25 protein-coding genes are annotated in these 24,849 nt (G+C 66.5%); 13 read left to right on the forward strand and 12 right to left on the reverse strand.

The genetic code is table 11. The features are described from left to right. Positions 1–64: 64 nt before the first annotated feature. The 7 genes from C6P61_RS12885 to lptF form a co-directional block, all read right to left on the reverse strand. Positions 65–1,771 carry a hypothetical protein gene (locus C6P61_RS12885; protein WP_146115051.1) on the reverse strand — a complete coding sequence of 569 codons (1,707 nt, stop codon included), beginning with the start codon at positions 1,769–1,771 and terminating at the stop codon, positions 65–67. Positions 1,772–1,974: 203 nt separating this feature from the next. Continuing rightward, on the reverse strand, positions 1,975–2,658 hold the full coding sequence (locus C6P61_RS12890) for a hypothetical protein (protein ID WP_105730335.1): 684 nt from the start codon (positions 2,656–2,658) through the stop codon (positions 1,975–1,977). A gap of 114 nt (positions 2,659–2,772) precedes the next feature. Next, the gene (locus tag C6P61_RS12895; RefSeq protein ID WP_105730336.1) at positions 2,773–3,321 is read right to left on the reverse strand and encodes a transcription termination/antitermination NusG family protein; all 549 of its coding nucleotides are present in this window, start codon (positions 3,319–3,321) and stop codon (positions 2,773–2,775) included. A 13-nt stretch (positions 3,322–3,334) separates the two neighbouring features. After that, positions 3,335–4,279: a CysB family HTH-type transcriptional regulator gene (locus tag C6P61_RS12900; protein ID WP_105730337.1), complete on the reverse strand. Its 945-nt coding sequence runs from the start codon at positions 4,277–4,279 to the stop codon at positions 3,335–3,337. After that, positions 4,276–4,638 carry a sirohydrochlorin chelatase gene (locus tag C6P61_RS12905; protein ID WP_105730338.1) on the reverse strand — a complete coding sequence of 121 codons (363 nt, stop codon included), beginning with the start codon at positions 4,636–4,638 and terminating at the stop codon, positions 4,276–4,278. The genes C6P61_RS12900 and C6P61_RS12905 overlap by 4 nt, the downstream gene beginning before the upstream one ends. 23 nt (positions 4,639–4,661) lie before the next feature. Then, positions 4,662–5,795: an LPS export ABC transporter permease LptG gene (gene lptG / locus C6P61_RS12910; protein WP_105730339.1), complete on the reverse strand. Its 1,134-nt coding sequence runs from the start codon at positions 5,793–5,795 to the stop codon at positions 4,662–4,664. Further along, positions 5,792–6,943, reverse strand: coding sequence for an LPS export ABC transporter permease LptF (gene lptF, locus C6P61_RS12915; RefSeq protein ID WP_105730340.1), 1,152 nt, complete (start codon positions 6,941–6,943; stop codon positions 5,792–5,794). The genes lptG and lptF overlap by 4 nt, the downstream gene beginning before the upstream one ends. A gap of 28 nt (positions 6,944–6,971) precedes the next feature. Between lptF and C6P61_RS12920 the strand changes: the two genes are divergently transcribed. Further along, positions 6,972–8,582 carry a leucyl aminopeptidase gene (locus C6P61_RS12920; protein WP_105730341.1) on the forward strand — a complete coding sequence of 537 codons (1,611 nt, stop codon included), beginning with the start codon at positions 6,972–6,974 and terminating at the stop codon, positions 8,580–8,582. A gap of 2 nt (positions 8,583–8,584) precedes the next feature. Beyond that, the gene (locus C6P61_RS12925) at positions 8,585–9,034 is read left to right on the forward strand and encodes a DNA polymerase III subunit chi (RefSeq protein ID WP_170067388.1); all 450 of its coding nucleotides are present in this window, start codon (positions 8,585–8,587) and stop codon (positions 9,032–9,034) included. 40 nt (positions 9,035–9,074) lie between these two features. On the opposite strand, the gene galU is transcribed toward C6P61_RS12925, so the two are convergent. After that, on the reverse strand, positions 9,075–9,947 hold the full coding sequence (gene galU, locus C6P61_RS12930; protein ID WP_105730343.1) for a UTP--glucose-1-phosphate uridylyltransferase GalU: 873 nt from the start codon (positions 9,945–9,947) through the stop codon (positions 9,075–9,077). A gap of 170 nt (positions 9,948–10,117) precedes the next feature. Here galU and tssA point away from each other — a divergent pair, with 170 nt between their 5' ends. The 9 genes from tssA to C6P61_RS12975 all read left to right on the forward strand — a co-directional run bounded on the left by tssA (position 10,118) and on the right by C6P61_RS12975 (position 18,926). Further along, positions 10,118–11,242 carry a type VI secretion system protein TssA gene (gene tssA / locus C6P61_RS12935; RefSeq protein WP_105730344.1) on the forward strand — a complete coding sequence of 375 codons (1,125 nt, stop codon included), beginning with the start codon at positions 10,118–10,120 and terminating at the stop codon, positions 11,240–11,242. Positions 11,243–11,305: 63 nt separating this feature from the next. Beyond that, the gene (gene tssB, locus C6P61_RS12940) at positions 11,306–11,848 is read left to right on the forward strand and encodes a type VI secretion system contractile sheath small subunit (protein WP_105730345.1); all 543 of its coding nucleotides are present in this window, start codon (positions 11,306–11,308) and stop codon (positions 11,846–11,848) included. 23 nt (positions 11,849–11,871) lie between these two features. Continuing rightward, positions 11,872–13,419, forward strand: a complete 1,548-nt coding sequence (gene tssC, locus C6P61_RS12945) for a type VI secretion system contractile sheath large subunit (RefSeq protein WP_105730346.1) — start codon at positions 11,872–11,874, stop codon at positions 13,417–13,419. Between the two features lie 111 nt (positions 13,420–13,530). Beyond that, entirely contained in the window at positions 13,531–14,019 is a 489-nt protein-coding gene (locus C6P61_RS12950) for an Hcp family type VI secretion system effector (RefSeq protein WP_105730347.1), read from the forward strand. Positions 14,020–14,060: 41 nt separating this feature from the next. Beyond that, positions 14,061–14,552: an Hcp family type VI secretion system effector gene (locus tag C6P61_RS12955; RefSeq protein WP_105730348.1), complete on the forward strand. Its 492-nt coding sequence runs from the start codon at positions 14,061–14,063 to the stop codon at positions 14,550–14,552. Between the two features lie 12 nt (positions 14,553–14,564). Further along, on the forward strand, positions 14,565–15,572 hold the full coding sequence (locus tag C6P61_RS12960) for an FHA domain-containing protein (RefSeq protein ID WP_105730349.1): 1,008 nt from the start codon (positions 14,565–14,567) through the stop codon (positions 15,570–15,572). Positions 15,573–15,631: 59 nt separating this feature from the next. Continuing rightward, positions 15,632–16,414: a PP2C family protein-serine/threonine phosphatase gene (locus tag C6P61_RS12965; RefSeq protein ID WP_105730350.1), complete on the forward strand. Its 783-nt coding sequence runs from the start codon at positions 15,632–15,634 to the stop codon at positions 16,412–16,414. Between the two features lie 146 nt (positions 16,415–16,560). Beyond that, positions 16,561–17,757: an ATP-binding protein gene (locus C6P61_RS12970; protein WP_244908919.1), complete on the forward strand. Its 1,197-nt coding sequence runs from the start codon at positions 16,561–16,563 to the stop codon at positions 17,755–17,757. Positions 17,758–17,765: 8 nt separating this feature from the next. After that, entirely contained in the window at positions 17,766–18,926 is a 1,161-nt protein-coding gene (locus C6P61_RS12975) for a benzoate/H(+) symporter BenE family transporter (protein WP_105730352.1), read from the forward strand. Positions 18,927–18,930: 4 nt separating this feature from the next. On the opposite strand, the gene C6P61_RS12980 is transcribed toward C6P61_RS12975, so the two are convergent. After that, on the reverse strand, positions 18,931–19,806 hold the full coding sequence (locus C6P61_RS12980; protein ID WP_105730353.1) for a hypothetical protein: 876 nt from the start codon (positions 19,804–19,806) through the stop codon (positions 18,931–18,933). 83 nt (positions 19,807–19,889) lie between these two features. On the opposite strand from C6P61_RS12980, the gene C6P61_RS12985 reads away from it, so the two are divergent. After that, positions 19,890–21,146, forward strand: coding sequence for an Hsp70 family protein (locus tag C6P61_RS12985; protein WP_105730354.1), 1,257 nt, complete (start codon positions 19,890–19,892; stop codon positions 21,144–21,146). 15 nt (positions 21,147–21,161) lie between these two features. Here the strand turns inward: C6P61_RS12985 and C6P61_RS12990 are convergent, their stop codons facing one another. Further along, on the reverse strand, positions 21,162–21,875 hold the full coding sequence (locus C6P61_RS12990) for a YebC/PmpR family DNA-binding transcriptional regulator (protein WP_105730355.1): 714 nt from the start codon (positions 21,873–21,875) through the stop codon (positions 21,162–21,164). A gap of 150 nt (positions 21,876–22,025) precedes the next feature. On the opposite strand from C6P61_RS12990, the gene C6P61_RS12995 reads away from it, so the two are divergent. After that, the gene (locus C6P61_RS12995) at positions 22,026–22,901 is read left to right on the forward strand and encodes an SDR family oxidoreductase (protein ID WP_105730356.1); all 876 of its coding nucleotides are present in this window, start codon (positions 22,026–22,028) and stop codon (positions 22,899–22,901) included. An 85-nt stretch (positions 22,902–22,986) separates the two neighbouring features. Here the strand turns inward: C6P61_RS12995 and fumC are convergent, their stop codons facing one another. Continuing rightward, the gene (gene fumC, locus C6P61_RS13000) at positions 22,987–24,378 is read right to left on the reverse strand and encodes a class II fumarate hydratase (RefSeq protein WP_105730357.1); all 1,392 of its coding nucleotides are present in this window, start codon (positions 24,376–24,378) and stop codon (positions 22,987–22,989) included. A 36-nt stretch (positions 24,379–24,414) separates the two neighbouring features. After that, positions 24,415–24,756, reverse strand: coding sequence for an ArsR/SmtB family transcription factor (locus tag C6P61_RS13005; RefSeq protein ID WP_105730358.1), 342 nt, complete (start codon positions 24,754–24,756; stop codon positions 24,415–24,417). Positions 24,757–24,849 lie beyond the last annotated feature (93 nt).

A 24,849-nucleotide genomic window follows, 5' to 3' on the forward strand; every position in this document is an offset into this window, starting at 1 on the left:
CCCGCCGCGGCGGGTTTTCTCGTAGGCCCGGCCGGTCTGGATGACGGCCGGGCGTTGTGGTGGCTTACTGGGCGCCGGTGATGCCCCCGGTGGTGCACTGCAGGTTGTTGAAGTTGAAGGCCTGCGACGTGGTCGGGGCGTTGACCGTGACGCTGCGGGTCACCCACTGGCTGGTGAGCCGGTTCCAGGCCCACAGCGTGCCGGCGCTGCCGGACTCGATGTTGCTGAGGGTGCTGGTGCCGGTGGCGGTGTAGCCGCCGCGCCAGTTGTTGGTGTAGAGCCAGACCGAGGTCGGGCTCGCGCGCTGGAAGGAGCCGTCCGGGCAGGATTCGGTCACCGTGGTCACCAGCGAGGCGTAGGACACCGTGGGCAGGCTGACCTGGACGGTGGCGCCGCCGCCAGCGGCGGTGGTGCACAGGTTCACGTTGTTGGCGCTGCCGCGCAGCACGCCGTCAGCGGTGCGGATCCTGATGTTGACGTTGGTCTTGGGCGACTTGGCCAGGTTGAGCAGCGAGTCGGTGATCGGCTGGTTTTTCAGCGCCGACATGTAGTAGTTGGTGCCTGCCACGCCGGTGATGTCGACATACAGGGCGCGGTTGTCGCCTGCCGGACGGCCCGTGATGTTGAGGCGGCCGTCGCAGTTGGCGCCGGCTTGCCAGTACAGCCAGTCCAGGTTCCAGTAGGACAGGTGCTTCGAGGTGAAGACGACTTCGAAGTTGTTGGCATCGACCGGCGACTTCTCGCGGATGGTGCCGTTCTGTTCGAAGGCCCACTTGCCGGTGGTTTCGTCGAAGCTCCAGATCGGGTAGATGTCGCCCGCCATCAGCAAGGCGCCGGTTTCGGGGTTCTTGGAGCTCTTGGGCAGGTCGATCGTCAGGGTGACCGGGGTGTCGAAGTTCTTGATCGCCTTGCCGGTGCTGTCGGTGACGTTGAACTGCGCGAAGCCGCCAGTGATGAAGTTGCCGCTGGCTTCGGTCACGCCAGCGCCGAGGTAGCTGCTGTTGGGGTCCGACACCGTGGGGGCGAAGCCGCCCGGGAAGGCTTGCAGCGACTGGGTTTCGTTGTTGGAGTACTTGGTGACGGTCAGGGTCAGGCCGCCCGATGCGGCAACGCCGTTGGCATCGCGCGCCACCGTGTTGGCCGGGATGGTGATCTTGGCGGTGCCGACCGGCTCCGAAACGCCCTGGTCGTTGGTGACGGTCTTGGGCGCCGTGCTCACGACGGTGTTGCTGGCGATCACGCCGGTGGCGCTGGCCGTGGCGGTGCCGGTGGCCATGGCCAGGCCCAGGTCGGTGTCGGCGTTGAGCGCGGCGACCTTGGCTGGCTTGGAGTTGGTCAGCTTGACGGTGATGACCTGGTCGCCTTCCTTCGACAGATCCTTGGTGATCTGCGTGCCCGAGGTGTTCCAGCCCAGCGCCAGATTGCCGCCGGTGAAGGCGAAGAAGTCGTTGCTGCCGTTGAAGTTGGCGACGACGGTCAGCAGGCCGTTGTTGGTGCTGAGGGTGCGACCCTTGACCGACTTGTTCTCGGAGTCGAGCACCTCGTTGTCGGTGATTGACTGGCCGGTGAAGTTGACCGACAGCGGGTCGGTGATCGGGGCATTGGTCACCGCGTCGACGAAGACCAGCTGGTACTTGTACGCCGCCGTGATGACCTCGGCCGGCGGAGTGATCACCGGGCTGCCACCACCACCGCCGCCGCAAGCCGCCAGGCTACCGATGACGCCAGCGACTGCCAGCATCCTCAAGGTTGGGTTGAATCGAAAATTCATGTCGTCCTCTCGCTCGTCAAGTTGAAGAAAAAGCGCAATTGCCTTGCCGCCTCATTATGAGATATCGAGAGGAGTTTTGTTGTATTTTGATCGAATTTCGCTTGGGATATGTGGGTGTGGCGCCACGCCCATGAAAAAGGCCCGCACGGGGCGGGCCTAGGCGGTTGACAGGCCGCGCCAAGCGGCATGTCAGGGGCGCTCGATCAGGTGTTGGCGCCGGTTACGCTGCCGGTGACGACAACGGTGTCGACCACGAAGCTGTTGCCAGTGCTGTCGGTGATGGTGGCCGTGGTACCGTCAGCGCTGTAGGTGACAGTCACGCTGGTGCTGACGGTCGAGCGGCTGGTGGTGCCGGCACCCGTGATGGTCACGGTGATGTCGACGTTTTGCGTGCCAGCCACCAGACGGTCGGTGTTCGGGTCGAGCACCATGTTGCCGTTGATGGTGAAGCAGGCGTTGCCGTTGGCGTCGCCGGTGCTGGGCGGGATCGGGTAGGTCGTGCCGCCCCAGGTGCCCTTGCCGCACAGGATGGTGGAGCCGGCAGCGATGTAGCCGCTGAAGGTGCCCTGGGCGGAGTTCAGCGTGAAGCCGGAAATCGCGTTGGCCGGGGCGCCAGCCGGGATCGGGGTGAAGGTGAAGCTGGTGTTGGCAGCCACGGTCGGTGCACCGGCTTCGGTGAAGATGGCGCCGACCGGCAGGCTGGCAGTCTTGTTGACCAGCAGCTTGGCGTACTGTTCAGCCGTGGCTTCGGTGGCTGCGCTGACCGTGACGGCCTTCAGGTCTTGGGTCACCAGGGTGCCGTCGCCGCCGCCGCCGCAAGCTGCCAGACCGCTGACGAGGCCGGCGATTGCCAGCATTTTGAAGGTTTGCTTGAGTAGGAAAGTCATGATGTCCTCGGACTTGTCAAGTTGATGGAATGGTGCAATTGCCTTGCTGGGTCATTATGAGTCAGCAGGAAGCAGTTTTTATTGCATTTTGACCGGATTGCTGTCGGATGCTTGTCAGGCGCATGCCAGCGACTGATAGGGGATTGCCACTTCGTGGTCTTTTCCTAGCAGTTGCAGCAAAACTATCACTCGATCCTGCGCCGTCATGCGCACCAGCGCGTCCAAGCCGGCCAGCGGTCCGGCCACGACCTTGACCGCCGTGCCGGGCTGCAGGCCCATGAGTTCGGCCGCCGAGCGCTCCTGCTGCTGTTCGATCCACTGCGCGATCTGCTTGAGCTTGTCGTGCGGCAGTTGGGCAAATTCGTGGCCGAAACGCACCAGGCTGGTGATGCCGAGCGTCGAGCGCACGACCGAGATCGATTGCTGCGGGTGTGCCGGGCGGAAGAACAGGTAGCGCGGGAACATGGCTTCCTGCGTGAACAAGGCGTCCTCGGCCTTGCGTCGGCGTGGCTTGACGGCCTTGATCTTGGGCAGCCAGGCCTCGAAGCCTTGCTTGAGCAGGTTGTCGCGCCCGATTTCTTCGGACTTGGGCTTGGTGTAGGCGAGGTACCAGGCGCTGTCTTGCAGCGCGTCGAGTACCGGATGTGGGAGATTGATCATCATGATGAAACCTTGGCTACATTTCGTAGTCGTGACCCTGGCCCTGCATGACCTTCATGATCAGATCGCGGCTCAGGCGGTCGCTGAGGAATTCGGCGAACTTCAGCACGAACAGCCGCAGGTAGGCGCCACGCTTGAAGGCCACGCGCGCGACGTTCTGGCCAAACAGGTGGCCAGCCGGGCGCGCGACCAGGTCGGGGCTGCGTTCGTCGCCCTGCATCGCCATCTCGGCCACGATGCCCACGCCCATGCCGAGCTTGACGTAGGTCTTGATCACGTCGGAGTCGATCGCGTCGAGCACCACATTGGGCACCAGCTGACGCTGTGCGAAGGCCTGGTCGATGCGGGTGCGGCCGGTGAAGGTCGGGTGGTAGGTGATCAGCGGCAGCTTGGCCAGGTCTTCCAGGCTGATGCGTTCCTTGTCGAGCAGCGGATGGCCGAACGGCAGCACCAGCACATGTTGCCAGTCGTAGCAGGGCAGGGTGACGAGTTCGTCGTACTGGCCCAGCGATTCGGTGGCGATGCCGATTTCGGCCGTTTCCTCGATCAGCATGCGCGCGACCTGGTCCGGCGAGCCCTGGTGCAGGCTGATGCCGACCTTGGGGTAGGCGATGCGCAGCTTGGCCACCGGACCGGGCAGCACGTAGCGGGCCTGGGTGTGGGTGGTGGCGATGCTGAGGGTGCCGCTGTCCTGGGCCGAGAACTGTTCGCCGATGCGCTTGAGGTTGTTGACCTCGCGCAGGATGATGTCGATGCTTTTGAGCACATGCTGGCCGGGCTCGGTCACGCGCTTGATGCGTTTGCCGTGGCGCGAGAATATCTCGACCCCAAGCTCGTCCTCGAGCTCGATGATGGCCTTCGACACGCCCGGCTGCGAGGTGTGCAGGGCCTTGGCCGCCTCGGTCAGGTTGAGGTTGCGGCGCACGGCCTCCTGGACGAAGCGGAACTGGTGCAGGTTCATTCGGCTTCCAGCGCGAGCTCGGCCAGCAGCGCGGTCAGGCGTGGCTGCTCGCCAGCGGTCGGCAGCAATTTGAACGCGACATCGGGGTGCGCCTGGCGCAGTTGCGTCATCAGCAGCGGCAGGTCTTCGCGCGCATGCTTGCCCATGCCGAAGAACAGCGGCAGCACGCGCACTTCGGACGCGCCAGCGGCGATGGCCTGGGCCGCGGCTTCGGGCAGCTCCGGCGTGCAGAGTTCGAGGTAGGCGCAGGCGACATGGGCGTCGGGGGCCTGGGCGCGCACGGCGTGGGCGACGGCTTCGACCGGCGCGCGCCAGAGCGGGTCGCGCGAACCGTGGGCGAAGATGAGGATGGCGAGCATGTAGGTCCTAGTTTGTGCGGGGGTTAATGCCTGAGCACCAGCCAGCCGAAGGCGCCGAGCGAGACCAGCGAGTAGAGCAGCGAGGGCGCAGCTGCGACCAGCCAGGGTGCCCAGGCACGCAGGTTGCCGATGTAGCCGAACACGTTGCTGAGCAGGAAGAAGCTGATGCCGAGCATCACGCCCAGGAACACATAGCCCGCGACCCCGCCGGAGCGGAAATGCAGGTAGGCGAACGGCAGCGCGAGCACGACCATGACCAGGCAGCTCAGCGGGTAGAACAGCTTGCGCCAGAATTCGATCTCGTAGCGCTGGGCGTTCTGGCCGTTGGCTTCGAGGTGGCGCACGTAGCGGAACAGGTCGAGCGTGGCCATGCGCTCGGGCTTGAGCAGCGCGACCGAGACCATTTCGCTGCTGAGTCCGGTCGGCCAGTCCCATTGCGCCAGGGTTTGGCGCTGCACATTGGCCTGGCCGCCCCGGGTGTCGAATTGCTGGCGCTGGACCTGTTGCAGCTGCCAGTGACCGCCTGTGCCGCTGCCGCCGCTGCTGGCGATCTGGCCGGTTGCGGCCTTGAGGGTCGAGCGCAGGCGGCCGTCGTCGCCGAACTCGAAGATGCGCACTTCCTGCAGTGCGCCGTCGGCCCCGAGCGCGCCGACGTTGACCGAGAACTGGCTGTCCTCGCTGCGCTCCTTGAGCCAGGCGCCGGTGCGGCCCAGGGTGGTACGGCCCTGGTAATGGGACTTGAGCAGCTGGCCGGTCTTGCCGGCGGCGGGCGCGACATAGTCGCCGATCGCGAAGGTCAGCAGCACGAAGCCGGCGCCAAGTCCGAGCAGGGTGCGCAGCGCGCGGCCCGGGCCCAGTCCGCTGGTGCGCAGGATGGTGAACTCGGAGCTTTGTGCCAGCCGCACCAGCACGAACACGCTGCCGATCAGTACCGCGATCGGCAGCAGCTCGTAGATGCGGGTCGGCAGTTGCAGCGCGACATAGGCCAGCGCCTGTGGCAGCGCATAGACCCGGGTCGGGTCGAGCGGCGAGGCGCGGCCCAGCGTGGGCAGCTCGTCGACCAGGTCGAAGAAGGAGAACAGCGCCAGGAAGGCCAGTAGCACGAACAGGACGGCGATCAGGATTTCGCCATAGATCAGGCGGCGCAAGGTCTTCATGCGTGGCCCCCTTGGGGCGTTGTTGCCGTTGCCGTCGTTGTAGCTGCCGTGGCGCTGGCGCTGCGCCTGGGCCAGAGCTGCCAGTTGTAGTGGCGCTTGGCCAGCCAGGCCAGCGTGACCGTCAGCACGCCGCCATGCACGGCCAGCATGTAGAGCCGCCAGTCGAACTTGCCGGCCGCGATCCAGCCGGTGCCCAGGTTGACCAGGTTGTAGTAGAGCACGAAGCTGAACAGCAGGAACACCAGGTTGCCGCTGCGCCCGGCGCGCGGATTCGACACCGAGACCGCGACCGCGATCAGCACGAAGTTGAGCGCCGTGATTGCCATGCCGATGCGCCAGGACAGTTCGCCGAGCGCCGCCGGGGTCGGGTCTTGCAGCAGCTCCAGCGTCGGCAGCGCCTTGAACTTGGCCGACTGGCCGTCAAGTGCTGCCTTGCCGCCGATGCGGATGCCGTAGCTTTCGAATTCGCTGACGCGGATGGTGTCATTGGCCTGGTCGGGCGGCGGCAGTTCGAGCCGCTGACCGCGGTCGAGCATCAGGAACTGGTCCTGGCCGATCCATTCGATCCGGCCGGCCTGGGCCGAGGTGATGGTCTCGCGGCCGTTGGCATCGGTGTCGGCGATGAAGACGTTGCGGCCCTGCTTGCCGCCCGAGGTGTCGCGGTCGATGAAGAACACGCGCCGCCCGCCCGAGGATTCCATGAACTGGCCCGGGCTGACGCGGTCGAGGTCGCCGCGCTGCTCGTAGCGGATGCGCAGCAGTTCGGTCTGCGCATTGGCCCAGGGCCAGGCCCAGACCACCAGCAAGGTGATGGCCAGCAGCACCGGCCAGGCGAAGCGCAATATCGGCGGCAGGAAGCTGGCCAGGCCGCGACCGGCCGAGAACCAGATGAACATCTCGCTGTCGGCGTACATGCGCGACAGCGTCGAGACGATGGCGACGAACAACGCGATCGTCAGCACGATCGGCATTTGCGCCATCACGGTGTAGGTCAGCACCAGCAGGATTTCCTGCGGGTTGACGCTGCCCTTGCTGGCCATGCCCAGGGTGCGGATCAGCAGCATCGTCAGCACGATGGTGAACAGCACCAGCAGGTTGGCACCGAAGCTGCGCGCGAGCTCTCGCCTGATAGTTGAATGGAATAACATCGACTAAATTTTTATTGGTGTCGATATTATGAACTTCGAACTCAAGTCCGTGAGCCTGGCCCAGGCGGCCGAATGGGAAGTTGACGCGTTGCTGGTGCTGTGCGCCGACGAGGTGCTGGCGGCCAGCCGTCATGCGCAAGACCCGATCAGCGTCTGGGTCCAGTCCGCGCTGGCGGCCAAGGACCTGGAAGAGGGCGCGGGCAAGCTGCTGCAGGCCTACGGCCTGCCTGGCGTGACGGCGCGCCGGCTGCTGTTCGTGCGCGCCGGTGACGGCTCGGCGGCCCAGGTGCGCAAGGCGGCACTGGCGGCGATGGCCCCGCTCAAGGGCCTCAAGCTCAAGACCCTGGGTGTCTATGCCGGATCGCTGGCCGTGGCCGCCATCAATGCGCTGGTGCAGGCCGTGGCCGATGCCAGCTATGTCTACACCGCCACCAAGAGCCTGCCGCAGCCGCGCGCGATCCGCCGCGTCGACCTGGGCGTGACCGATGCCGGCGCAGTGCGCTCGGGCTTCGAGCTCGGTTGCGCCACGGTGCGCGGCATCGAGCTGGCCAAGGAATGGGCGAACCGCCCGGCCAACCATGCCACGCCGACGCTGCTGGCCGATGCCGCGCGCCAGCTGGCCAAGAAGTCGCACCTGAGCGCCGAGATCCTGGGCCCGGCCGAGGTCGAGGCCTTGGGCATGGGCGCCTTCATGGCCGTGTCCCAGGGCTCGGAGCAGCCGCTGCGCTTCATCGTGCTGAAGTACCAGGGCGCGCACAAGTCGGTCGCGCCGGTGGTGCTGGTCGGCAAGGGCGTGACCTTCGATACCGGCGGTATCTCGATCAAGCCAGCGGCCGAGATGGACGAGATGAAGTTCGACATGGGGGGTGCCGCCAGCGTGCTGGGTACCTTCGCGGCGCTGGCCGAGCTCAAGCCGGCCGTCAACGTGGTCGGCCTGATCCCGGCCTGCGAGAACATGCCGAGCGGTCGCGCGGTCAAGCCGGGCGATGTCGTGACCAGCATGAGCGGCCAGACCATCGAGGTGCTCAACACCGATGCCGAGGGCCGGCTGATCCTGTGCGACGCGCTGACCTATGCCCAGCGCTTCGAGCCGCGCGCGCTGATCGACATCGCGACCCTGACCGGGGCTTGCGTGATTGCGCTCGGCGGCGTGCGCGCCGGGCTGTTCGCCAACCAGGACGAGCTGGCGCAGCAGCTGCAGGAGGCCGGCGCTGCCGCGCAAGACCTGTGCTGGCGCATGCCGCTCGACGACGAGTATGCCGAGGGCCTGAAGTCCAATTTCGCCGACATGGGCAACGTTGCCGGGCGCCAAGCCGGTGTCGTGACGGCGGCCAAGTTTCTGCAGAAGTTCGTGCAGGAAAACCAGGCCTGGGCCCATCTGGACATCGCGGGCGTGGCCTGGAAGAGCGGCGCGGCCAAGGGTTCGACCGGCCGTCCGGTCGGCCTGCTGCTGCAGTATCTGGTCGACGAGGCCGCACGCATTGCGGCCGATCAGCCGGCGCGGGTGGTGGAAAAACCGGTGCGGCTCGAAAAGCCGGCCAGCCCGGCCCCTACGACGGCGACCACGGCGTCCACGATTGCGCCGAGCGCCAAGCCTGCCAAGGCCAAGAAGGCGGCCAAGGCGCGCAAGAAGGCTTGAGCGTGGCACACCAGCCCGAAGTGGCCTTTCACTTCAACGTGCCCGATCCGCTGCGCTACCTGTTGCGCCTGCTGCGCAAGGTGCGCCAGGCCGGCATGAGCGCGCTGGTCTGCGCGCCGCCGGAGCTGGCACGCGAGCTCGACCAGGCGCTCTGGACTTTCGCGCCCGAGGACTTCATTGCGCACGCGCGCTGGGATGCCGAGGAATCAGTGCGGGCCCATTCGCCGATCCTGATCGCGGACCAGGCAGTTGTTTGGCCCGGCGCCGAGGTGCTGATCAACCTGCTGCCCCTGTCCGGGCTGCCGCCGGCCTATGAGGACTACCGCAAGGTGATCGAGATCGTCGGTCTGGACCAGCCCGGGCGCGAGGCGGCACGCTTGCGCTGGCGTACCTATACCGCGCAAGGCCACAGCCTCAAGCGCCACGACGCAGCCGCCGTGGCGGCTGCCTGAACGAGGCCTCATGAGGCCTGATCGGCCTGGGCGCTGAGCTTCAGCAGATCTGCTGTTCCAGCCAGGCCGTGAAGTCGGCACCGACTTCGGGGTGGCAGCGCCCCAGGTCGACCGTGGCCTGCAGGAAGCCGAGCTTGCTGCCGCAGTCGTAGCGCTGGCCCTGGTAGCGGTAGGCAAACACCTTCTCGCGCCGCAGCAGCTGCGCGATGCCGTCGGTCAGCTGGATCTCGCCGCCAACGCCACGCGGCAGGTTCTCGAGTTCCTTGAACAGGCCAGGTGTCAGGATGTAGCGCCCGGCCACGGCCAGCGTGGTCGGCGCGACTTCGGGCGCCGGCTTTTCGACGATGCCCGACACGTCGAGCATGTCCTCGGCCACCTGCTGGCCCGAGACGATGCCGTAGCGCTTGGTGTGCTCGCGCGGCACGTCCTGCACCGCCAGCAGGCTGGTGCCCCAGTCGGCGTAGCGCTTGACCATTTGCGCCATGACCGGGGGCTGGCCGACCATCAGGTCGTCGGCCAGCAGCACGGCGAAAGCCTCGTTGCCGACCAGTTCCTTGGCGCACAGCACGGCATGTCCCAGGCCCAGCGCGCGCGGCTGGCGCACATAGACACAGGTCATGTCATCGGGCGCGATCGAGCGCGCGACAGCGAGCAGCTCGGTCTTGCCAGCGGCCTCGAGTTCGCTTTCGAGTTCGTAGGCGGTGTCGAAATGGTCCTCGATGCTGCGCTTGGTGCGACCGGTGACGAAGATCATCTGGCGGATGCCGGCGGCATAGGCTTCCTCGACCGCGTACTGGATCAGCGGCTTGTCGACCACGGGCAGCATCTCCTTGGCGCTGGCCTTGGTGGCGGGCAGGAAACGGGTGCCAAGACCGGCAATCGGGAAAACGGCCTTGCGGATCGGTGCGTTCATGGGGCTTGTATTGGAAATAAAGACGGACTGATTCTACGTGAGGCATATTTCAGTCAAGAAATGAAATAAATATTAAAAATCTCTCAATCTAATAAGCTGAATGATTGCACGGTAGCGATTAGCCTGACACCGACTTGGGATTCGCCTATCCCTGTGCTATAAAAATCGTCATGATTCTGCAGCAATGGCGTTTGCCGCTGTCCGCCGCCTGTCCCTGCGGCCCCGACCTGGAATACGACCCGGACTTCCTGCAGCTGCAACAGGTGCTGCGGTCCCGGCCCGAGCCGGAGTTCCGCGTCTCCCAGCAGGACGGTCGGGGTGGCCGGACCTTGCCCGATGGCGCGCCGATTGCCTGGTCCGAGGTGCGCGAACTGGCGCAGGCCCTGTTGCTGCGCAGCAAGGATCTGCGGTTGGCCATCTGGCTGACCCGGGCCCAGTTGCATCTCGAGGGCTTTGGCGCCATTCAGCAGGGCCTGGAGCTGGTCCATCTGCTGCTGCAGGACTACTGGGATGGGGTGCATCCCGGGCTCGACCCGGACGACGGCGACCCGACCATGCGCCTCAATGCCCTGGCCGCTTTGGATGCGCTCGATTCGGTCGCGGGCGATGTCCGGGCCAGTTTTCTGCTCGATTCGCGCCAGCAGGGCCAGTTGACGGTGCGCGAGCTCGAGCTGGCAGCCGGTCGCCTTGAGCCGCTGCCCGGGGAGGCCCGGCCAGCCGCCGTCCAGGTCGAGCGCCTGCTTGAAGTTGCGCTGCAGCATTCGCCCGAGCTCGCTTCCGTGGCGCAGGCAGCACCACAGCAGCTCGAAGCCATCCGCGCCGTGCTGGCCGATCGGCTGGGTCAGCGGCCAGCACAGCGGCTGGCTGATCAGCGCGCTGAGCGCTTGGGCCAGCCGCCACTGCCCGACCTGTTGCGCCTGCACGCCATGCTCGACACCGTGGCACAGGCTGTGGCCAAGCTCACTGCCGCCACGCTGACGCCCGAGCCGGCCGTACCAGGAGCCGAGTTGGCCGGCAGTCACTTGTCAGCCGTGGCGGATCAATTGTCCCGGGATGGTCCCGTTGCCCAATTGCCAGGACAAATCAATAGCCGGCAGCAGGTCGTTGAAATGCTGGCGCTGCTGTGCCAGTATCTCGAAAAGAATGAACCCACCAATCCGGTCCAGATCCTGTTGCGTCGGGCGCAGCGGATGATGCAGATGGATTTTCTCGAATTGCTGCGCGACATGGCGCCCGATGGACTCGATCAGGCCGAAAAGGTCGTCGGAGCCAGAATAGCCAGGGATGACGATTGACCGCTTCTCTGCTAATGTGCCGCCGGTGGGTGAACTTGGGTGTTCAGGGAAGGGAGGACGGACATGCCGGAAAGCAGCCAGAAATTCATGGCGCGCAATCGTGCGTCGCGGGTCCAGATCGAATACGAGGTCGAGCTCTACGGCGCCGAGAAACGGGTCCAGCTGCCGTTCGTGATGGGGGTGCTGGCCGACCTGTCGGGCCAGCCGGGCGCGCCCCCCGCGCTGCCGCCAGCCGCCCTGGCCGAGCGAAAGTTCCTCGAGTTCGATGTCGACAATTTCGACAGCCGGATGAAGGCGATCCAGCCCCGTCTCTCCTTCCAGGTCGACAACGCCCTGAGCGGTGAAGGCCAGCTCAAGGTCGACCTGAGCTTCGAGCGCATGGAGGATTTTTCCCCGGAGTCGATCGCGCGGCAGGTCGAGGCCTTGAAGCAGCTGCTGACGGCGCGCCAGCAGTTGGCCGACCTGATCACCTACATGGACGGCAAGACCGGGGCCGAGGAACTGATTGCTCAGGTGCTGAATGACCCGGCCTGGCTCGAGTCGCTGGCCTCGTGGCCCGCCTTGCCCGAGCCCGATGGCAAGAGCAAGACCGTCAGTCAGACCTGAAGCCGGCCCAGGAGGTGATTCCGATGTCCAACCTGCCTTTCCAGTCCCAGTCGCAGTCCCAGACTGAGCCGCTACCCGCACTGGCGCAGGCGCCAGCCGCGCTGGCCGAACTGCTGCGCCGCGAGTTCAAGCCCAAGTCGGAGCAGGCCCGGGCGGCGGTGCTGCGGGCGGTCCAGACACTGGCCCGGCAGGCCTTGGCCCAGGGTGACGCCATCCTCCCGGGCGACCAGTCTGGACAGACCAGTCAGACTGGCCAGGACGCCGTCCAGTCGATCGAGGCCCTGATTGCCGAGCTCGACCGCAAGCTGTCCGCGCAGCTCAACCTGATCCTGCATCACCCGGAGTTCCAGCGCCTTGAGGGCGCCTGGCGCGGCTTGCAGCATCTGGTCAGCCACACCGAGACCGACGAGGGGCTCAAGATCCGGGTCCTCGATGTCTCGAAGGCCGAGCTCGGTCGCACGCTCAGGAAGTTCAAGGGCACGAGCTGGGACCAGAGCCCGCTGTTCAAGAAGGTCTACGAGGAGGAGTACGGCCAGCTCGGCGGCGAGCCGTTCGGTTGCCTGATCGGCGACTACTACTTCGATCACAGCCCGCCCGACACCGAGCTGCTGGGCGAGATGGCCCGGATCGCGGCGGCGGCCCATGCGCCCTTCATCGCGGGTGCTTCGCCAGCCGTGCTGCAGATGGACAGCTGGCAGGAGCTGGCCAATCCGCGCGACCTCGGCAAGATCTTTTCCACGCCCGAATACGCAGCTTGGCGTGCGCTGCGCGCCAGCGAGGACGCGCGCTACCTGGGGCTGGCGCTGCCGCGCTTCCTGGCGCGACTGCCCTATGGCGCCCGGACCCATCCGCTTGAGGCGTTCGACTTCGAGGAAGACACCGGGGCGGCAGACCACAGCAAGTACACCTGGGCCAATGCGGCCTATGCGATGGCGGTCAACATCAACCGCTCGTTCAAGGAGTTCGGCTGGTGTTCGCGCATCCGCGGCATCGAGTCGGGCGGTGCGGTCGAGGGGCTGCCGGTGCATGCCTTCCCGACCGACGACGGCGGCGTCGACATCAAGTGTCCGACCGAGATCGCGATCAGCGACCGCCGCGAGGCCGAGCTGGCCAGGAGCGGTTTCATGCCGCTGATCCATCGCAAGCATTCGGATTTCGCCGCCTTCATCGGGGCCCAGTCGCTGCAGAAACCGACCGAGTACGACGACCCGGACGCCAGCGCCAATGCCAGGCTGGCGACGCGACTGCCTTATCTGTTTGCCTGTTGCCGCTTTGCCCATTACCTCAAGTGCATCGTGCGTGACAAGCTCGGTTCGTTCAAGGACCGTGACGCGATGGAGCGCTGGCTGCAGGACTGGATCATGAATTATGTCGACGGCGACCCGGCCCATTCCTCCGAGCAGACCAAGGCCAGGCGTCCGCTGGCGGCGGCCGAGGTCGTGATCGAGCCGGTCGAGGGCGATCCGGGCTACTACCGCTCGCGGTTCTACCTGCGCCCGCATTACCAGCTTGAGGGGCTGACGGTGTCGCTGCGCCTGGTTTCGCGGCTGCCGAGCGAGAAATCGGCCTGAGCCCGATATCGAGATCGGATCGTCTGAAGAATCTGGCGCCGGCAGTCGGGGTCCACCCTGCCGGTGCTGGTCTTGCAGCGCTGGGTGGACCGTCAAACAGGGAGAACGGCTATGGCCATCGACATGTTCCTGAAGATCGAAGGCGTGGAGGGCGAGTCCACGGACAAGTCGCACAAGGGTGAGATCGACATCCTGTCCTGGTCCTGGGGCATGTCGCAAAGCGGCACCACCCATATGGGCGGTGGCGGCGGCTCGGGCAAGGTCAGCGTGCAGGACCTGAGCCTGACCAAGTATGTCGACGCCTCGACCCATGCGCTGATGCTGGGCTGCTGCAAGGGCACCCATTTCGATCAGGCGGTGTTCACCGTGCGCAAGGCCGGCGACGCGCCGCTCGAATACATCAGGATCACGCTGCGCGAGGTCATCGTCAGCGATCTCTCGACCGGCGGCAGCGGCAGCGAGGACCGGCTGACCGAGACCCTGAAGCTCAATTTCGCTGAGTTCAAGTTCGAATACCAGACCCAGAGCACCAAGGGCGGCAAGCAGGGCGGCGCCAAGATCGCGGCTTGGAATATCGCCGAAAACGCGCCGGCCGGTTGAGCTGGCTGAAAACCACCCCCTTGTTGCAATGAGTGCTGTCCATGGCCCAGCGCGACATCTTTCTGCGCATAGAAGGCAGCCGTCAGGGCCTGCTGCGCGGCGAGTCCCAGGACCCATCCCACCCGGGGGAAATCGATGTCCTGTCCTGGTCCTGGGGCATGGACAGTCCGGGCGACGCCTTCGGCTTGCCGACCGGGCGCACCAATGTCGAGCTGCTGCGCCTGACCAAGCGGGTCGACAGCGCGAGCACGGCGCTGATGTCGGCCCTGCGCGCCAACGAGCTGATCCGCAAGGCGGTGCTGACGGTGCGCAAGGCCGGTGGCGATCCGCTGGCCTATTTCACCCTCACGATCGAGAACGCGCGGCTGGTGCAGCAGCGCCTGCGGGGCGGGGAGGGCGAGGACAGCGCCATCCTGACCGAGGAGCTGGCCCTGAGTTTCCAGAAGGTCCGGGTCGAGTATCTGCCGCAGCTCCGGACCGGCAGCGCAAGCGGCGTGCATACCTTCGAGACCGTGCTCAACGGTCCGCCCTGAAGGAGATTGGCGATGTCGCAGCCGCTGCCTGGACTGCTGTCTGAGCCGCTACCGGCCCTGCGCATCAGCGTCTCGCGCTGGCAGGGCGCGCCCTTGCCGTCCGAGCCGCCGCCGCCATCCTTCGAGTTCGACCTGCGTGGTGGCTGCCTGGGCCGCGACGACTCCTGCGAGCTGCTGCTGCCGGACCCGCAACGCCATGTGTCGCGCCTGCAGGCGCGCATCGAGTTCGATGGCCAGGGCTTCGTGCTGGTCGATCTGGGCAGCAATCCGACCCGGGTCGATGGTCAGCCGCTGGGCCGGGGCCGGCGATTGCCGCTGGCGGGTGGCGAGCGGCTCGCGATCGGCGACTACGAGCTCGAAGTCGTGGCGCTGACGCGGGGGGCGCATTCATTGCAGCCCCTGTCGTCACCGCCGTTGTCGCAGTCGGGGCAATCAGCGCAGCCGGGGCACGGGCTTGCCGCCTCTGTTCCTGTCGATGACCCGTTTGCGGTCTTTGCCGCAGCGAAGCCGCCCGCCCAGCCGGCACCCGTCCCGCTGACCAATCCCTTCCCCGCGTCGGCATCCCCGCCCTTGGGCGTCGGCCTGGTGTCAGTCTTGCCGAGCGAGCCGGCCGCCAGCGATGTGCTGGGCCTGGGACTGGCGCTGGAATCGCCCTCGATCGACGAGCTGTTTGGCTTGCGCGCCAGTCGGCGTGACGCCAGCGCGGGCATGGTGCTGTCCTGGGAGTCGCGCGAGTCAGCTTCGCCACAGCCACAGCCACAGCCACAGCCACAGCCACAGTTTCAGGCCTCCTTAACCGAGGCCGCTGCGGTTCCCCCGCCACAGCGGGAGGCGCCAGTTGATGATCCTGCCGTCCAGTTGCTGGCCGCTTTCCAGCGCGGCCTGGGCCAGCCGCCGCACCTGCCCGCCTGGCTGACGCCGGCACTGATGGAGCGGGTCGGCCAGCTGTTGCGCGAGGTGACCCAGGGCAGGCTTGAAGCGCTGCACCAGCGCCAGTCGCCTGACGACGGCGCAAGATAGTGGCCGCTGGCGCTGGCTGGTGTCTCATTGCAAAGTCCCGAGTTCCGAGTCCTGAGCCCATGCTGCAAGTCCACACCTGCTTTCGCTCCGAGACTGGCGGGCGCTCGCGCAACGAGGACGCCTGCGGCTACTGGCAATCCGGCCCGGCCGCTTGCTGGGTGTTGTCCGACGGTGCCGGCGGTCACGGCAGCGGGGACCTGGCGGCGCGGCTGGTGGTGCAAACGGCGTTGCAGGCTTTTCAGGAGCAGCCCGAGGCATCCGGCCCGCAGGCGCTGGCGCTGCTGCAGCAGGCCCAGCAGGCGGTGCGGCGTGAGAAGACCTCGGGCGCGACCCGCGACGACATGCATGCCACCGCCGCCTTGCTGCTGCTCGACCGTGAGCGCGGGCAGGGCGTCTTTGCCCATGTCGGCGATTCGCGCCTCTACCAGTTCAGGCAGGGCCGCATCCTGCGCCAGACGCGCGACCACAGCCTGGTGCAGCAGTTGGTCGATGCCGGCTATTGGGACGCCGCGCAGATCCGCAGCCATCCGCAGCGTAATCTGCTGACTTCAGCCATTGGTGCTGCCGATCCGCTCGAGATCAGCGTGTCGCCGCAGGCGTTCGAGGTGCTGGCGGGCGATGTGTTCCTGCTCTGCTCGGACGGCTGGTGGGAATGGGTCGATGAAGCCGGCATGGAGTCGACCCTGGCCTGCCAGCCGTCACGCCAGCCGGTGGGCCGGGACTGGCTCGACGCGATGGCAGCCCGGATTGCGCACACCGCATCGCACCGGCACGACAACTATTCGGCGCTGTGCGTGGCCTGCAGCGATGACAGGACCTTGCTCGCCTTGCAGACCGACTAGTCTGTCTGGAATCCGGTTTCAACGTGTCTTTTTTCCGAAATTATGGATTGCAGATTCCGTAATTTACGTACCTTGTTTCCGTAATTTACGGTAGGATCATGCCCATGAGCAAGCCACTTCTCTACCCACGCTCGATCGAGCCTCGCATGACCGAAGCGCTGCTGGATACGCCGGTTGTGTTGCTGGCAGGCCCTCGTCAAGCCGGCAAGACCACATTGGCACGACAGATGGCCGGCCAGGGCATGCGCTACCTGACTCTGGATGATGATCTGACAAGACTGTCGGCCCGGGAGGATCCGGTGGGCATGATCCGCAGTCTCGACAAGGCAGTGATCGACGAGATCCAGCGTGCGCCCCAGCTGCTGCTTGCCATCAAGAAAAGCGTGGATGAGGACCGTCGTCCCGGACGCTTCCTGCTGACGGGTTCAGCCAACTTGATGACCTTGCCAGCGGTGGCGGATTCCCTGGCCGGACGAATGGAAACCCTGTCCTTGCTTCCCTTGTCGCAAAGCGAAATCGAGCGCAGCCAGTCGAACTGGATTGATGCGGCTTTCAGTGGACGCCTGCTGCGGACCGAGGCGCCGGCCCTGGGTGATGCGCTGGTCGAGCGGGTGTTGTGCGGTGGCTACCCGGAGATGAGGGCAAGGCCTTTGGCAAGGCGCCGTCAGGCTTGGGCGCGTCAGTACCTCGATGCCCTCATTCAGCGCGATGTCCGTGACGTAGCCGGTATCGACAGGCTGGACCAGCTGCCTCGTTTCCTGCGCGCGCTGGCGCAGACAGCGGGGCAGATGTGCAATTACACGAAACTGGGGGGGCAAGTCGGGCTGGATGGCAAGACTGCAGCGCGCTACCTCGGAGTGTTCGAGCAGATGTATCTGCTCAAGCGCGTCGATGTCTGGGCGCGCAACCGGCTCAACCGGGTGGTCAAGACTCCCAAGCTCCAGTTCATCGATTCCGGCTTGCTGGCAACCCTGATGGACCTGGGCCACGATGAGCTGGGTCAGGACCGCACCCGTTTTGGCCACCTGCTCGAAACCTTCGTCTTTGGCGAGTTGCTCAAGCATGGCGCCAGCGCCGAGGGCGACTACAGCTTGATGTACTACCGCGATGCCGATCAGGCAGAAGTCGATGTCGTGATCGAGAACTCCGCCGGGCAGTTGGTCGGCGTGGAGGTCAAGGCGACGGCTACGGTCAAGGAAGCTGATCTGCGAGGCCTGAAAAAACTTGCCAGCCTTGCCGGCGACCAGTTCAAGCTCGGCGTGCTGCTCTACGATGGCGCTGAAACCCTGCCTTTGGGCGAGGGCCTATGGGCAGCACCGCTGTCTTCTCTTTGGGGGCAGTGAGGCCGGTCATGCGTACTTTTCTTGCCCCGCTGTCCGCGGGTTTCGTGACCGTTCTGGTCGGTTTTACCAGTTCGGCCGCGATCGTGTTCCAGGCGGCGGCCGCGGCCGGAGCGACTGCCGCGCAGATCAGCTCCTGGATCTGGGCGCTCGGGCTGGCCATGGGCCTGACCTGCATCGGCCTGTCGCTGCGCTACCGCGCGCCGGTCGTCACGGCCTGGTCCACGCCGGGCGCGGCGCTGCTGGTGACCGCGCTGGCCGGGGTCAGCCTGGAGCAGGCCACTGGTGCCTTCCTGTTCAGCGCCTTGCTGATCCTGCTGGCCGGGTTGACCCGGGGCTTCGAGCGGGTGCTGGACCGGATTCCGCCCGGCATCGCATCGGCCATGCTGGCCGGCGTGCTGGTGCGCTTTGGCATGGAGGTGTTTGTCGCGATGGGGCAGCGCTTCGTGCTGGTGTTTTCGATGTTCCTGGCCTATCTGCTGGCGCGCCGCTTGCTGCCGCGTTATGCGGTGATCATCGTGCTGGTGCTGGGTACGGCGCTGGCGGCGCTGCAGGGCCAGCTTGACTTCAGCCTGCTGCGGCTCGAGCTGGCCAGTCCGGTGTTCACCGCGCCCGAGTTCGACCTGCGCGTGCTGGTCGGGGTCGGCATTCCCCTGTTCGTGGTCACGATGAGCTCGCAGAACGTGCCGGGGGTGGCGGTGCTGCGCGCCTCGGGCTATGCCAAGGTGCCGGTGTCGCCCGTGATTGCCTGGACCGGCCTGGTCAACCTGCTGCTGGCGCCGTTTGGCTGCTATGCGATCAACCTGGCGGCGATCACGGCCGCCATCTGCAGCGGGCGCGAGGCCCATGAAGACCCGGCCAAGCGCTATTGGGCCAGCGTCTTTGCCGGCGGCTTCTATCTGCTGGTCGGGCTGTTCGGCGCCACGGTCGGCGCGCTGTTTGCAGCCTTTCCCAGAGAGCTGGTGCTGGCGCTGGCTGGCCTGGCCCTGTTCGGCACCATAGGCGCCGGACTGGCTACTGCGATGAAGGACGAGTCCCAGCGCGAGCCGGCGCTGATCACTTTCCTGGTCACGGCCTCGGGGCTGACGCTGGGCGGGGTCGGCTCCGCCTTCTGGGGCGTGGTGGCCGGCGCGCTGGCGCTTGCGCTGCTGCGCCCACTTGGCCGCGCCTAAGCGACTAGCGGGTGGAGTAGGGCAGCAGGGCCTTGGCGGCCTCGATGCGCCACCGCAGCTCGGCGGTCGGGTCGTTCATGACCGCGAGCAGGAAGCGCCTGGGGTCCTGTTCAGCGACCGAGGCGGCGCGCGGCCCCTGATGGCCGGTCGTGGCGCTGGCTTGGGCGTCCGGACTGTTCTCGACATCCGGCCGGTTGCCAGCGGCTGCGGCCGGGTCCGGCATCGCGGCGGGCAAGGATGACGACGCCGCTGCGAATGTGGATGCTGCCTCGGCCGGTTCGAGCTGCAGCTGGGCCCGCCGCCAGTCGGCAGGCGAGAGGCTTTTCAGGCGCAGCAGCAAGTCGGCCTGGGCGTCGGGGCTGGGCTTCATGTCAAGCCAGGGCTCGTCGGCGAACATGGCGGCCAGATGGGGCGAAATGAAGGCCGACCAATGGCCGCTTTCATCCAGCTGGGCCGGTATCAGCCGGGCGTGCCGGGCCGAGCCTGCTGCATCAGATGCTTCAGGTGCATCAGCCTCCAGGCTGGGCTGCATCTGGACATGTCTGGGCGCGATCCCGGCCAGGAAGCGCCGGCACAGCGACTCGAGAAAGCCCCTGGCCTGCGCCACGGAAACCGGCTGCACGAGCGAGATCCAGACCTGGTAGCCGGCGCCTGAGATCGCGATCGCGGGTGCAGGCAGTTCGAGCTCGTTTTGCAGGCCTTGCCAGAGCGCCGCGACCGCTTCCCAGCCGGCTGCGCTGGCCAGTTCCAGCACCAGGGCCCGGACCTGCCCGTCGGCGCCGATCAGCGCGGGGCTGGCGTCCTGGGCCGGTTCGGCCTGCTGCGGTGCGATGGGCTGCGGGAGGTAGAGGCGGTGCAGTTCGGTGTCCAGTCGGTTCATGGGCACCGACTCTAATCGAAGCTGTCAAAATCCACCGCCTGCGAAGGCCTGCCTTCCCGATTCATTGCTCATCCTGTTATTTCATGACTCCTACGCTTCAAGGCACGCTCGGCATCGACTTCGGTACTTCCAACTCGGCCGTGGCCTGGGCCGACGACCAGGGCCTGGCCCGTCTGATTCCGCTCGAAGGCCAGGCGCTGGCCATGCCGACCGCCGTGTTCTACAACGCCGAGGAGGGCAGCACCCATTTCGGCCGCGATGCGCTGGCGCATTACCTGGGCGGCACCGAGGGCCGGTTGATGCGCTCGCTCAAGAGCCTGCTGGGCAGTTCGCTGCTGCTCGAGACCACGGTCATCAACCACCGCGCGGTCAGTTTCCTCGACATCGTTGCGACTTTCCTGGGGGTGTTGCGCGAGCGCGCCAGTCAGACCCTGGGCGCGGCGCCCCGGCGCGTGGTGATGGGGCGGCCGGTGCATTTCGTCGATGACGACCCCGAGCGCGATGCCCTGGCCCAGCAGTCCCTGCTGCAGGCGGCGCGCTCGGTCGGGTTTGACGAGGTGTCGTTCCAGCTCGAGCCGATTGCCGCCGCGCTGGACTACGAGCGCCGCCTGACGCGCGAGAGCCTGGTGCTGGTGGTCGACCTGGGGGGCGGTACCTCGGACTTCTCGGTCTTGCGCCTGGGTCCGGATCGCATGAGCCTGGCCGACCGCAGCCAGGATGTGCTGGCCACCACCGGCGTGCATATCGGCGGCACCGATTTCGACCAGAAGCTGAGCCTGGAGCTGGCGATGCCGTTGCTGGGTTTCCGCCATGTCGGGCCGCAGCAGCGCGAGGTGCCGAGCCGGGTCTTCTTCGATCTGTCGACCTGGCATCTGATCAACTGGCTGTATCAGCCGCGCGCGATCGCACAGGCCCAGTCCTTGCGCAGCAACTACCTCGACCCGCGCTTGCATGAGCGGCTGATGCGAGTGCTCGAGCAGCGCCTGGGGCACCGGATTGCCTACGAGGTCGAGCAGGCCAAGATCCGTTGTTCGCAGGGCGAGCCCGACACCCGGATTGATCTGTCCGAGCTCGAGTCCGGCCTGACGGTGCCGATGGCGGCGGCCGACATGCGCGAGCATCTGGCCGCCTTGTTGGCGCGCACCGTGGCCTGCGCGCGCGAATGCGTGCAGCGCGCGGGCCTTGCCGATGGCGAGCTCGACGCGATCTACCTGACCGGCGGCTCGTCGGCGCTGCAGCCGTTCCAGCAGGCCTTGCAGGCCGAGTTTGCCGGCGTGACCCTGGTCGAGGGCGACCTGTTCGGCGGCGTGGCGTCGGGACTGGCCTACAGCCGGGGCTGAGGCCAGAGCGGGCTGTCAGCCCGCTAGGCCGACGAACATGTCCTGCACGTCGTCGTTGGCGTCGATGGCGGCCAGGAAGGCTTCGACTTCTTCCTGGTGCTCGGGGCTCAGGTCGGCCGGGTTGACCGGGTTCTTGGCCTTGTAGCCGAGCTTGGCCGACAGCACGGTGAAGCCCTGGGCCGGCAGGGCGCGGCTGACCAGGTCGACATCGGTCGGATCGGTCAGGAACAGGGTCACGCCCTCGTCGTCGCCGGGCTCGAAGTCCTGCGCGCCGGCTTCGATCGCGGCCAGTTCGGGGTCGGCGCCGGGGGTGGTGGCTTCGGCCTCGATCATGCCGACATGGTCGAAGTCCCAGGACACCGAGCCCGAGGTGCCGAGCTGGCCCTTGCGGAACAGCACCCGCATTTCAGGCGCGGTGCGGTTGACGTTGTCGGTCAGGCATTCGACCATCACCGGCACGCGGTGCGGCGCAAAGCCCTCGTAGATCACGCGCTCGAAGTTGACGGATTCGCCGCTGAGGCCGGCGCCCTTCTTGATCGCGCGCTCAAGCGTGTCCTTGGGCATCGAGACCTTGCGCGCCTGCTCGACCACCAGTCGCAGCCGCGAGTTGGCGGCCGGGTCGGCACCGCCGCGCGCTGCCACCATGATTTCCTTGGCCAGCTTGCCAAACAGCTTGCCCTTGGCGTCGGCTGCCTGTGCCTTGCCTTTTGCTTTCCACTGCGCGCCCATGTCTGATCTTTTCCGTTGTGTCGCGCGTCTTGGCGCGGGTTGAAGATGAATTGCCAGCCTGGCTGGCGAGGCGTCGGTTATACACCAGCGGCCGGCCTTGGCGCCGGGCCTTGGCAGCGGCCTGTCACGCTGGGCTGACAATATGACCCCATGAACCTGCCTGTTGATCTGCCTTTGAATCAGCCTGTTGCACAAGACCTGACCGGCCGGGTGGCCCTGGTCACCGGAGCGAACACCGGTATCGGCCGCATCACGGCGCGCGAGTTGGCGCGCCGCGGCGCTGAGGTTTTCCTGGCCACCCGTTCGCTGGCGCGCACCCAGCCGGCGCTCGACGAGATCGCCCAGCTGACCGGGCGACCCGGCGCGCACTGGCTCGAGCTCGACCTGGCCGATTTCGCCTCGGTACGCGCCTGCGCGCAGCGTTTCCTGGCCAGCGGCCGTCCGCTGCACCTGCTGGTCAACAATGCCGGCCTCGGCGGCCAGCGCGGGCTGAGCCGTGACGGACTCGAGCTGACCTTCGGTGTCAACCACATGGGGCATTTCCTGCTGACCCAACTGCTGCGCGAGCGGCTGGTCGCATCGGCGCCGGCGCGCGTCGTCACCGTGGCCAGCCGGGCCCACCAATGGGCGCCGGGGCTGGACTGGGCCGAGCTGCGCCGGCCCACCCGCAGCCTGACCGGAATCCGGGAGTACATGGTTTCGAAGCTGGCCAATGTGCTGTTCAGCGCCGAGCTCGGGCGCCAGCTCGCCGGCAGCGGGGTGTCGAGCTATGCGGTGCATCCGGGCGTGGTCGATACCGAGATCTGGCGCCAGGTGCCGCGGCTGTTGCGGCCCTTGCTCAAGCTGCGCGGCTTGCGCGACCCGGAGCAGGGCGCGCAGACCACGCTCTACTGCGCGCTGCAGGCGCCACAGCACGAGACCGGCTGCTATTACGCTGATTCGGCGCTCAAGACCCCGTCCAAGCTGGCACAGGATCAGCGGCTGGCGGCCGAGCTGTGGCGCTTCAGCGAACAGATCCTGTCCTGAGCCAGGCCTGACGTCAGTCGGCTTCTGGGCCGGCCAGTGAGCTGCGCTGTGATGCTGCGCCGCTTGGCCGGCGAGTGCCTGGCCCTCAGCGCGGGCCCAGCATCGACTCCGGCCGCAGCCACAGGTCTAGCTCGTCGGGAGTGGCGTAGCCCAGCGCCAGTGCGGCCTGCTTGAGCGAGCAGGCATTCTGGTGCGCGTGCTTGGCGATCCGGGCCGCCTTGTCATAGCCGATATGCGGCACCAGCGCGGTCACCAGCATCAGGGATTGGCTCAGGTGCTGCTCGATGCGATCACGGTTGGGCAAGATGCCGCGCGCGCAATGGAGGTCGAAGCTGGCCATGCCGTCGCCGAGCAGCCGGATGCTTTGCAGCAGGTTGTGCGCGATCAGCGGCTTGAAGACGTTGAGCTCGAAATTGCCGCTGGCGGCGCCGATGCCCAGCGCCACGTCATTGCCCATGACCTGGGCGCACAGCATCGTCAGCGCCTCGCACTGGGTCGGATTGACCTTGCCGGGCATGATCGAGCTGCCGGGTTCGTTTTCCGGCAGGCTCAACTCGCCCAGGCCGGCGCGTGGCCCACTGGCCAGCCAGCGGATGTCGTTGGCGATCTTCATCAGCGCGACGGCCAGGGTCTTGAGCGCGCCATGCACCGCCACCAGGCCGTCGTGCGCGGCCAGCGCGGCGAACTTGTTGTCAGCGCTGCAAAACGGCAGGCCGTGGCGGCTGGCCAGTGCGGCGGCGACCCGCTGGCCGAATTCGGCGTGGGTGTTGAGTCCGGTGCCGACCGCCGTGCCGCCGATGGCCAGCGGATAGAGCCATTGCAGCGTTCCGATCAGCCCCGCGCGCGCCTGGCTCAGCTGGGCTGCGTAGCCGGAAAACTCCTGGCCCAGGGTGATTGGGGTGGCATCCTGCAGATGGGTGCGGCCGATCTTGACGATGTCGGCGAAGGCCAGGGCCTTATCGGCCAGGGTCGCCTGCAGCTGGTCGAGCGCCGGCAGCAGCCGTGCGTGGATGGCGAGTGCCGCCGCGAGGTGGATCGCAGTCGGGAAGACATCGTTGGAGGACTGGCCCAGGTTGACCTCGTCGTTGGGGTGCAGCAGGCGCTCGCGCCCGCGCGGGCCGCCCAGCAGCTCGGAGCCGCGGTTGGCCAGCACCTCGTTGAGGTTCATGTTGCTCTGGGTGCCCGAGCCGGTTTGCCAGACCGAGAGCGGGAACTCGTCCGCATGCCGGCCGTCGAGTACTTCTTGCGCCGCCGCCATGATGGCCTGTGCCTTGTCTTGCGGCAGCAAGCCCAGCTCTGCGTTGACCTGGGCGCAGGCCAGCTTGACCGAGGCCAGCGCCTGGACCAGTTCCGGCGGCAGGCGTTCGGTCGAGATCGCGAAATGCTCGAGCGAGCGCTGCGTCTGTGCACCCCACAAGCGCCTGGCATCCACCGCGATGGTGCCTAGCGAGTCGGATTCCTGACGGGTCGATTCCATGTCGGTCCTCCCTGGGCCGGGAAGCCGGCCGGATGCTCAGTGCGGGGCCCCAGTGAAGGCGGCCCGGCTCGCGGCCGAGCGTTCGAGCTGGCGCGCGATGTTGCCGCAGACCAGGTCGCACAGGGCGTAGATGGTCGGGTCGGCGATGCGGTAGAACACGCTGGTGCCGCGTCCTTCGCGCTTGACCAGTCCATGTTTGCTCATCATAGTCAGATGACGCGAGATGTTGGCGGTCGTGAAGCCACACAGCTGGGCCAGTTCGCTCACATTGCGTTCGCCACTGCGCAGCAGGTTGAGGATCTGCAGCCTTGTCGGCTCGGCCAGCACCTGAAAGTAGGCGGCGATTTCCACCATCGCCTCGTGCGGCATGTGTTCCATCGCCGGGCAATCCGCTGGGCTGGCCTGGCCTGGATCGACGGTTGGGGAAATTTGTTGGCTTGGCATGTTTTTATTGTAACATTGCATCATTAA

Source organism: Malikia spinosa (assembly GCF_002980625.1).
Taxonomy (GTDB): domain Bacteria; phylum Pseudomonadota; class Gammaproteobacteria; order Burkholderiales; family Burkholderiaceae_C; genus Malikia; species Malikia spinosa.

Excerpts from the sequence above, each read along its gene's own strand:
- C6P61_RS12885 (WP_146115051.1), bottom strand. The coding sequence starts at position 1,771 with ATGAATTTTCGATTCAACCCAACCTTGAGGATGCTGGCAGTCGCTGGC.
- C6P61_RS12890 (WP_105730335.1), bottom strand. The coding sequence starts at position 2,658 with ATGACTTTCCTACTCAAGCAAACCTTCAAAATGCTGGCAATCGCCGGC.
- C6P61_RS12895 (WP_105730336.1), bottom strand. The coding sequence starts at position 3,321 with ATGATGATCAATCTCCCACATCCGGTACTCGACGCGCTGCAAGACAGC.
- C6P61_RS12900 (WP_105730337.1), bottom strand. The coding sequence starts at position 4,279 with ATGAACCTGCACCAGTTCCGCTTCGTCCAGGAGGCCGTGCGCCGCAAC.
- C6P61_RS12905 (WP_105730338.1), bottom strand. The coding sequence starts at position 4,638 with ATGCTCGCCATCCTCATCTTCGCCCACGGTTCGCGCGACCCGCTCTGG.
- lptG (WP_105730339.1), bottom strand. The coding sequence starts at position 5,795 with ATGAAGACCTTGCGCCGCCTGATCTATGGCGAAATCCTGATCGCCGTC.
- lptF (WP_105730340.1), bottom strand. The coding sequence starts at position 6,943 with ATGTTATTCCATTCAACTATCAGGCGAGAGCTCGCGCGCAGCTTCGGT.
- C6P61_RS12920 (WP_105730341.1), top strand. The coding sequence starts at position 6,972 with ATGAACTTCGAACTCAAGTCCGTGAGCCTGGCCCAGGCGGCCGAATGG.
- galU (WP_105730343.1), bottom strand. The coding sequence starts at position 9,947 with ATGAACGCACCGATCCGCAAGGCCGTTTTCCCGATTGCCGGTCTTGGC.
- tssA (WP_105730344.1), top strand. The coding sequence starts at position 10,118 with ATGATTCTGCAGCAATGGCGTTTGCCGCTGTCCGCCGCCTGTCCCTGC.
- tssB (WP_105730345.1), top strand. The coding sequence starts at position 11,306 with ATGCCGGAAAGCAGCCAGAAATTCATGGCGCGCAATCGTGCGTCGCGG.
- tssC (WP_105730346.1), top strand. The coding sequence starts at position 11,872 with ATGTCCAACCTGCCTTTCCAGTCCCAGTCGCAGTCCCAGACTGAGCCG.
- C6P61_RS12950 (WP_105730347.1), top strand. The coding sequence starts at position 13,531 with ATGGCCATCGACATGTTCCTGAAGATCGAAGGCGTGGAGGGCGAGTCC.
- C6P61_RS12955 (WP_105730348.1), top strand. The coding sequence starts at position 14,061 with ATGGCCCAGCGCGACATCTTTCTGCGCATAGAAGGCAGCCGTCAGGGC.
- C6P61_RS12960 (WP_105730349.1), top strand. The coding sequence starts at position 14,565 with ATGTCGCAGCCGCTGCCTGGACTGCTGTCTGAGCCGCTACCGGCCCTG.
- C6P61_RS12965 (WP_105730350.1), top strand. The coding sequence starts at position 15,632 with ATGCTGCAAGTCCACACCTGCTTTCGCTCCGAGACTGGCGGGCGCTCG.
- C6P61_RS12970 (WP_244908919.1), top strand. The coding sequence starts at position 16,561 with ATGACCGAAGCGCTGCTGGATACGCCGGTTGTGTTGCTGGCAGGCCCT.
- C6P61_RS12975 (WP_105730352.1), top strand. The coding sequence starts at position 17,766 with ATGCGTACTTTTCTTGCCCCGCTGTCCGCGGGTTTCGTGACCGTTCTG.
- C6P61_RS12980 (WP_105730353.1), bottom strand. The coding sequence starts at position 19,806 with ATGAACCGACTGGACACCGAACTGCACCGCCTCTACCTCCCGCAGCCC.
- C6P61_RS12985 (WP_105730354.1), top strand. The coding sequence starts at position 19,890 with ATGACTCCTACGCTTCAAGGCACGCTCGGCATCGACTTCGGTACTTCC.
- C6P61_RS12990 (WP_105730355.1), bottom strand. The coding sequence starts at position 21,875 with ATGGGCGCGCAGTGGAAAGCAAAAGGCAAGGCACAGGCAGCCGACGCC.
- C6P61_RS12995 (WP_105730356.1), top strand. The coding sequence starts at position 22,026 with ATGAACCTGCCTGTTGATCTGCCTTTGAATCAGCCTGTTGCACAAGAC.
- fumC (WP_105730357.1), bottom strand. The coding sequence starts at position 24,378 with ATGGAATCGACCCGTCAGGAATCCGACTCGCTAGGCACCATCGCGGTG.
- C6P61_RS13005 (WP_105730358.1), bottom strand. The coding sequence starts at position 24,756 with ATGGAACACATGCCGCACGAGGCGATGGTGGAAATCGCCGCCTACTTT.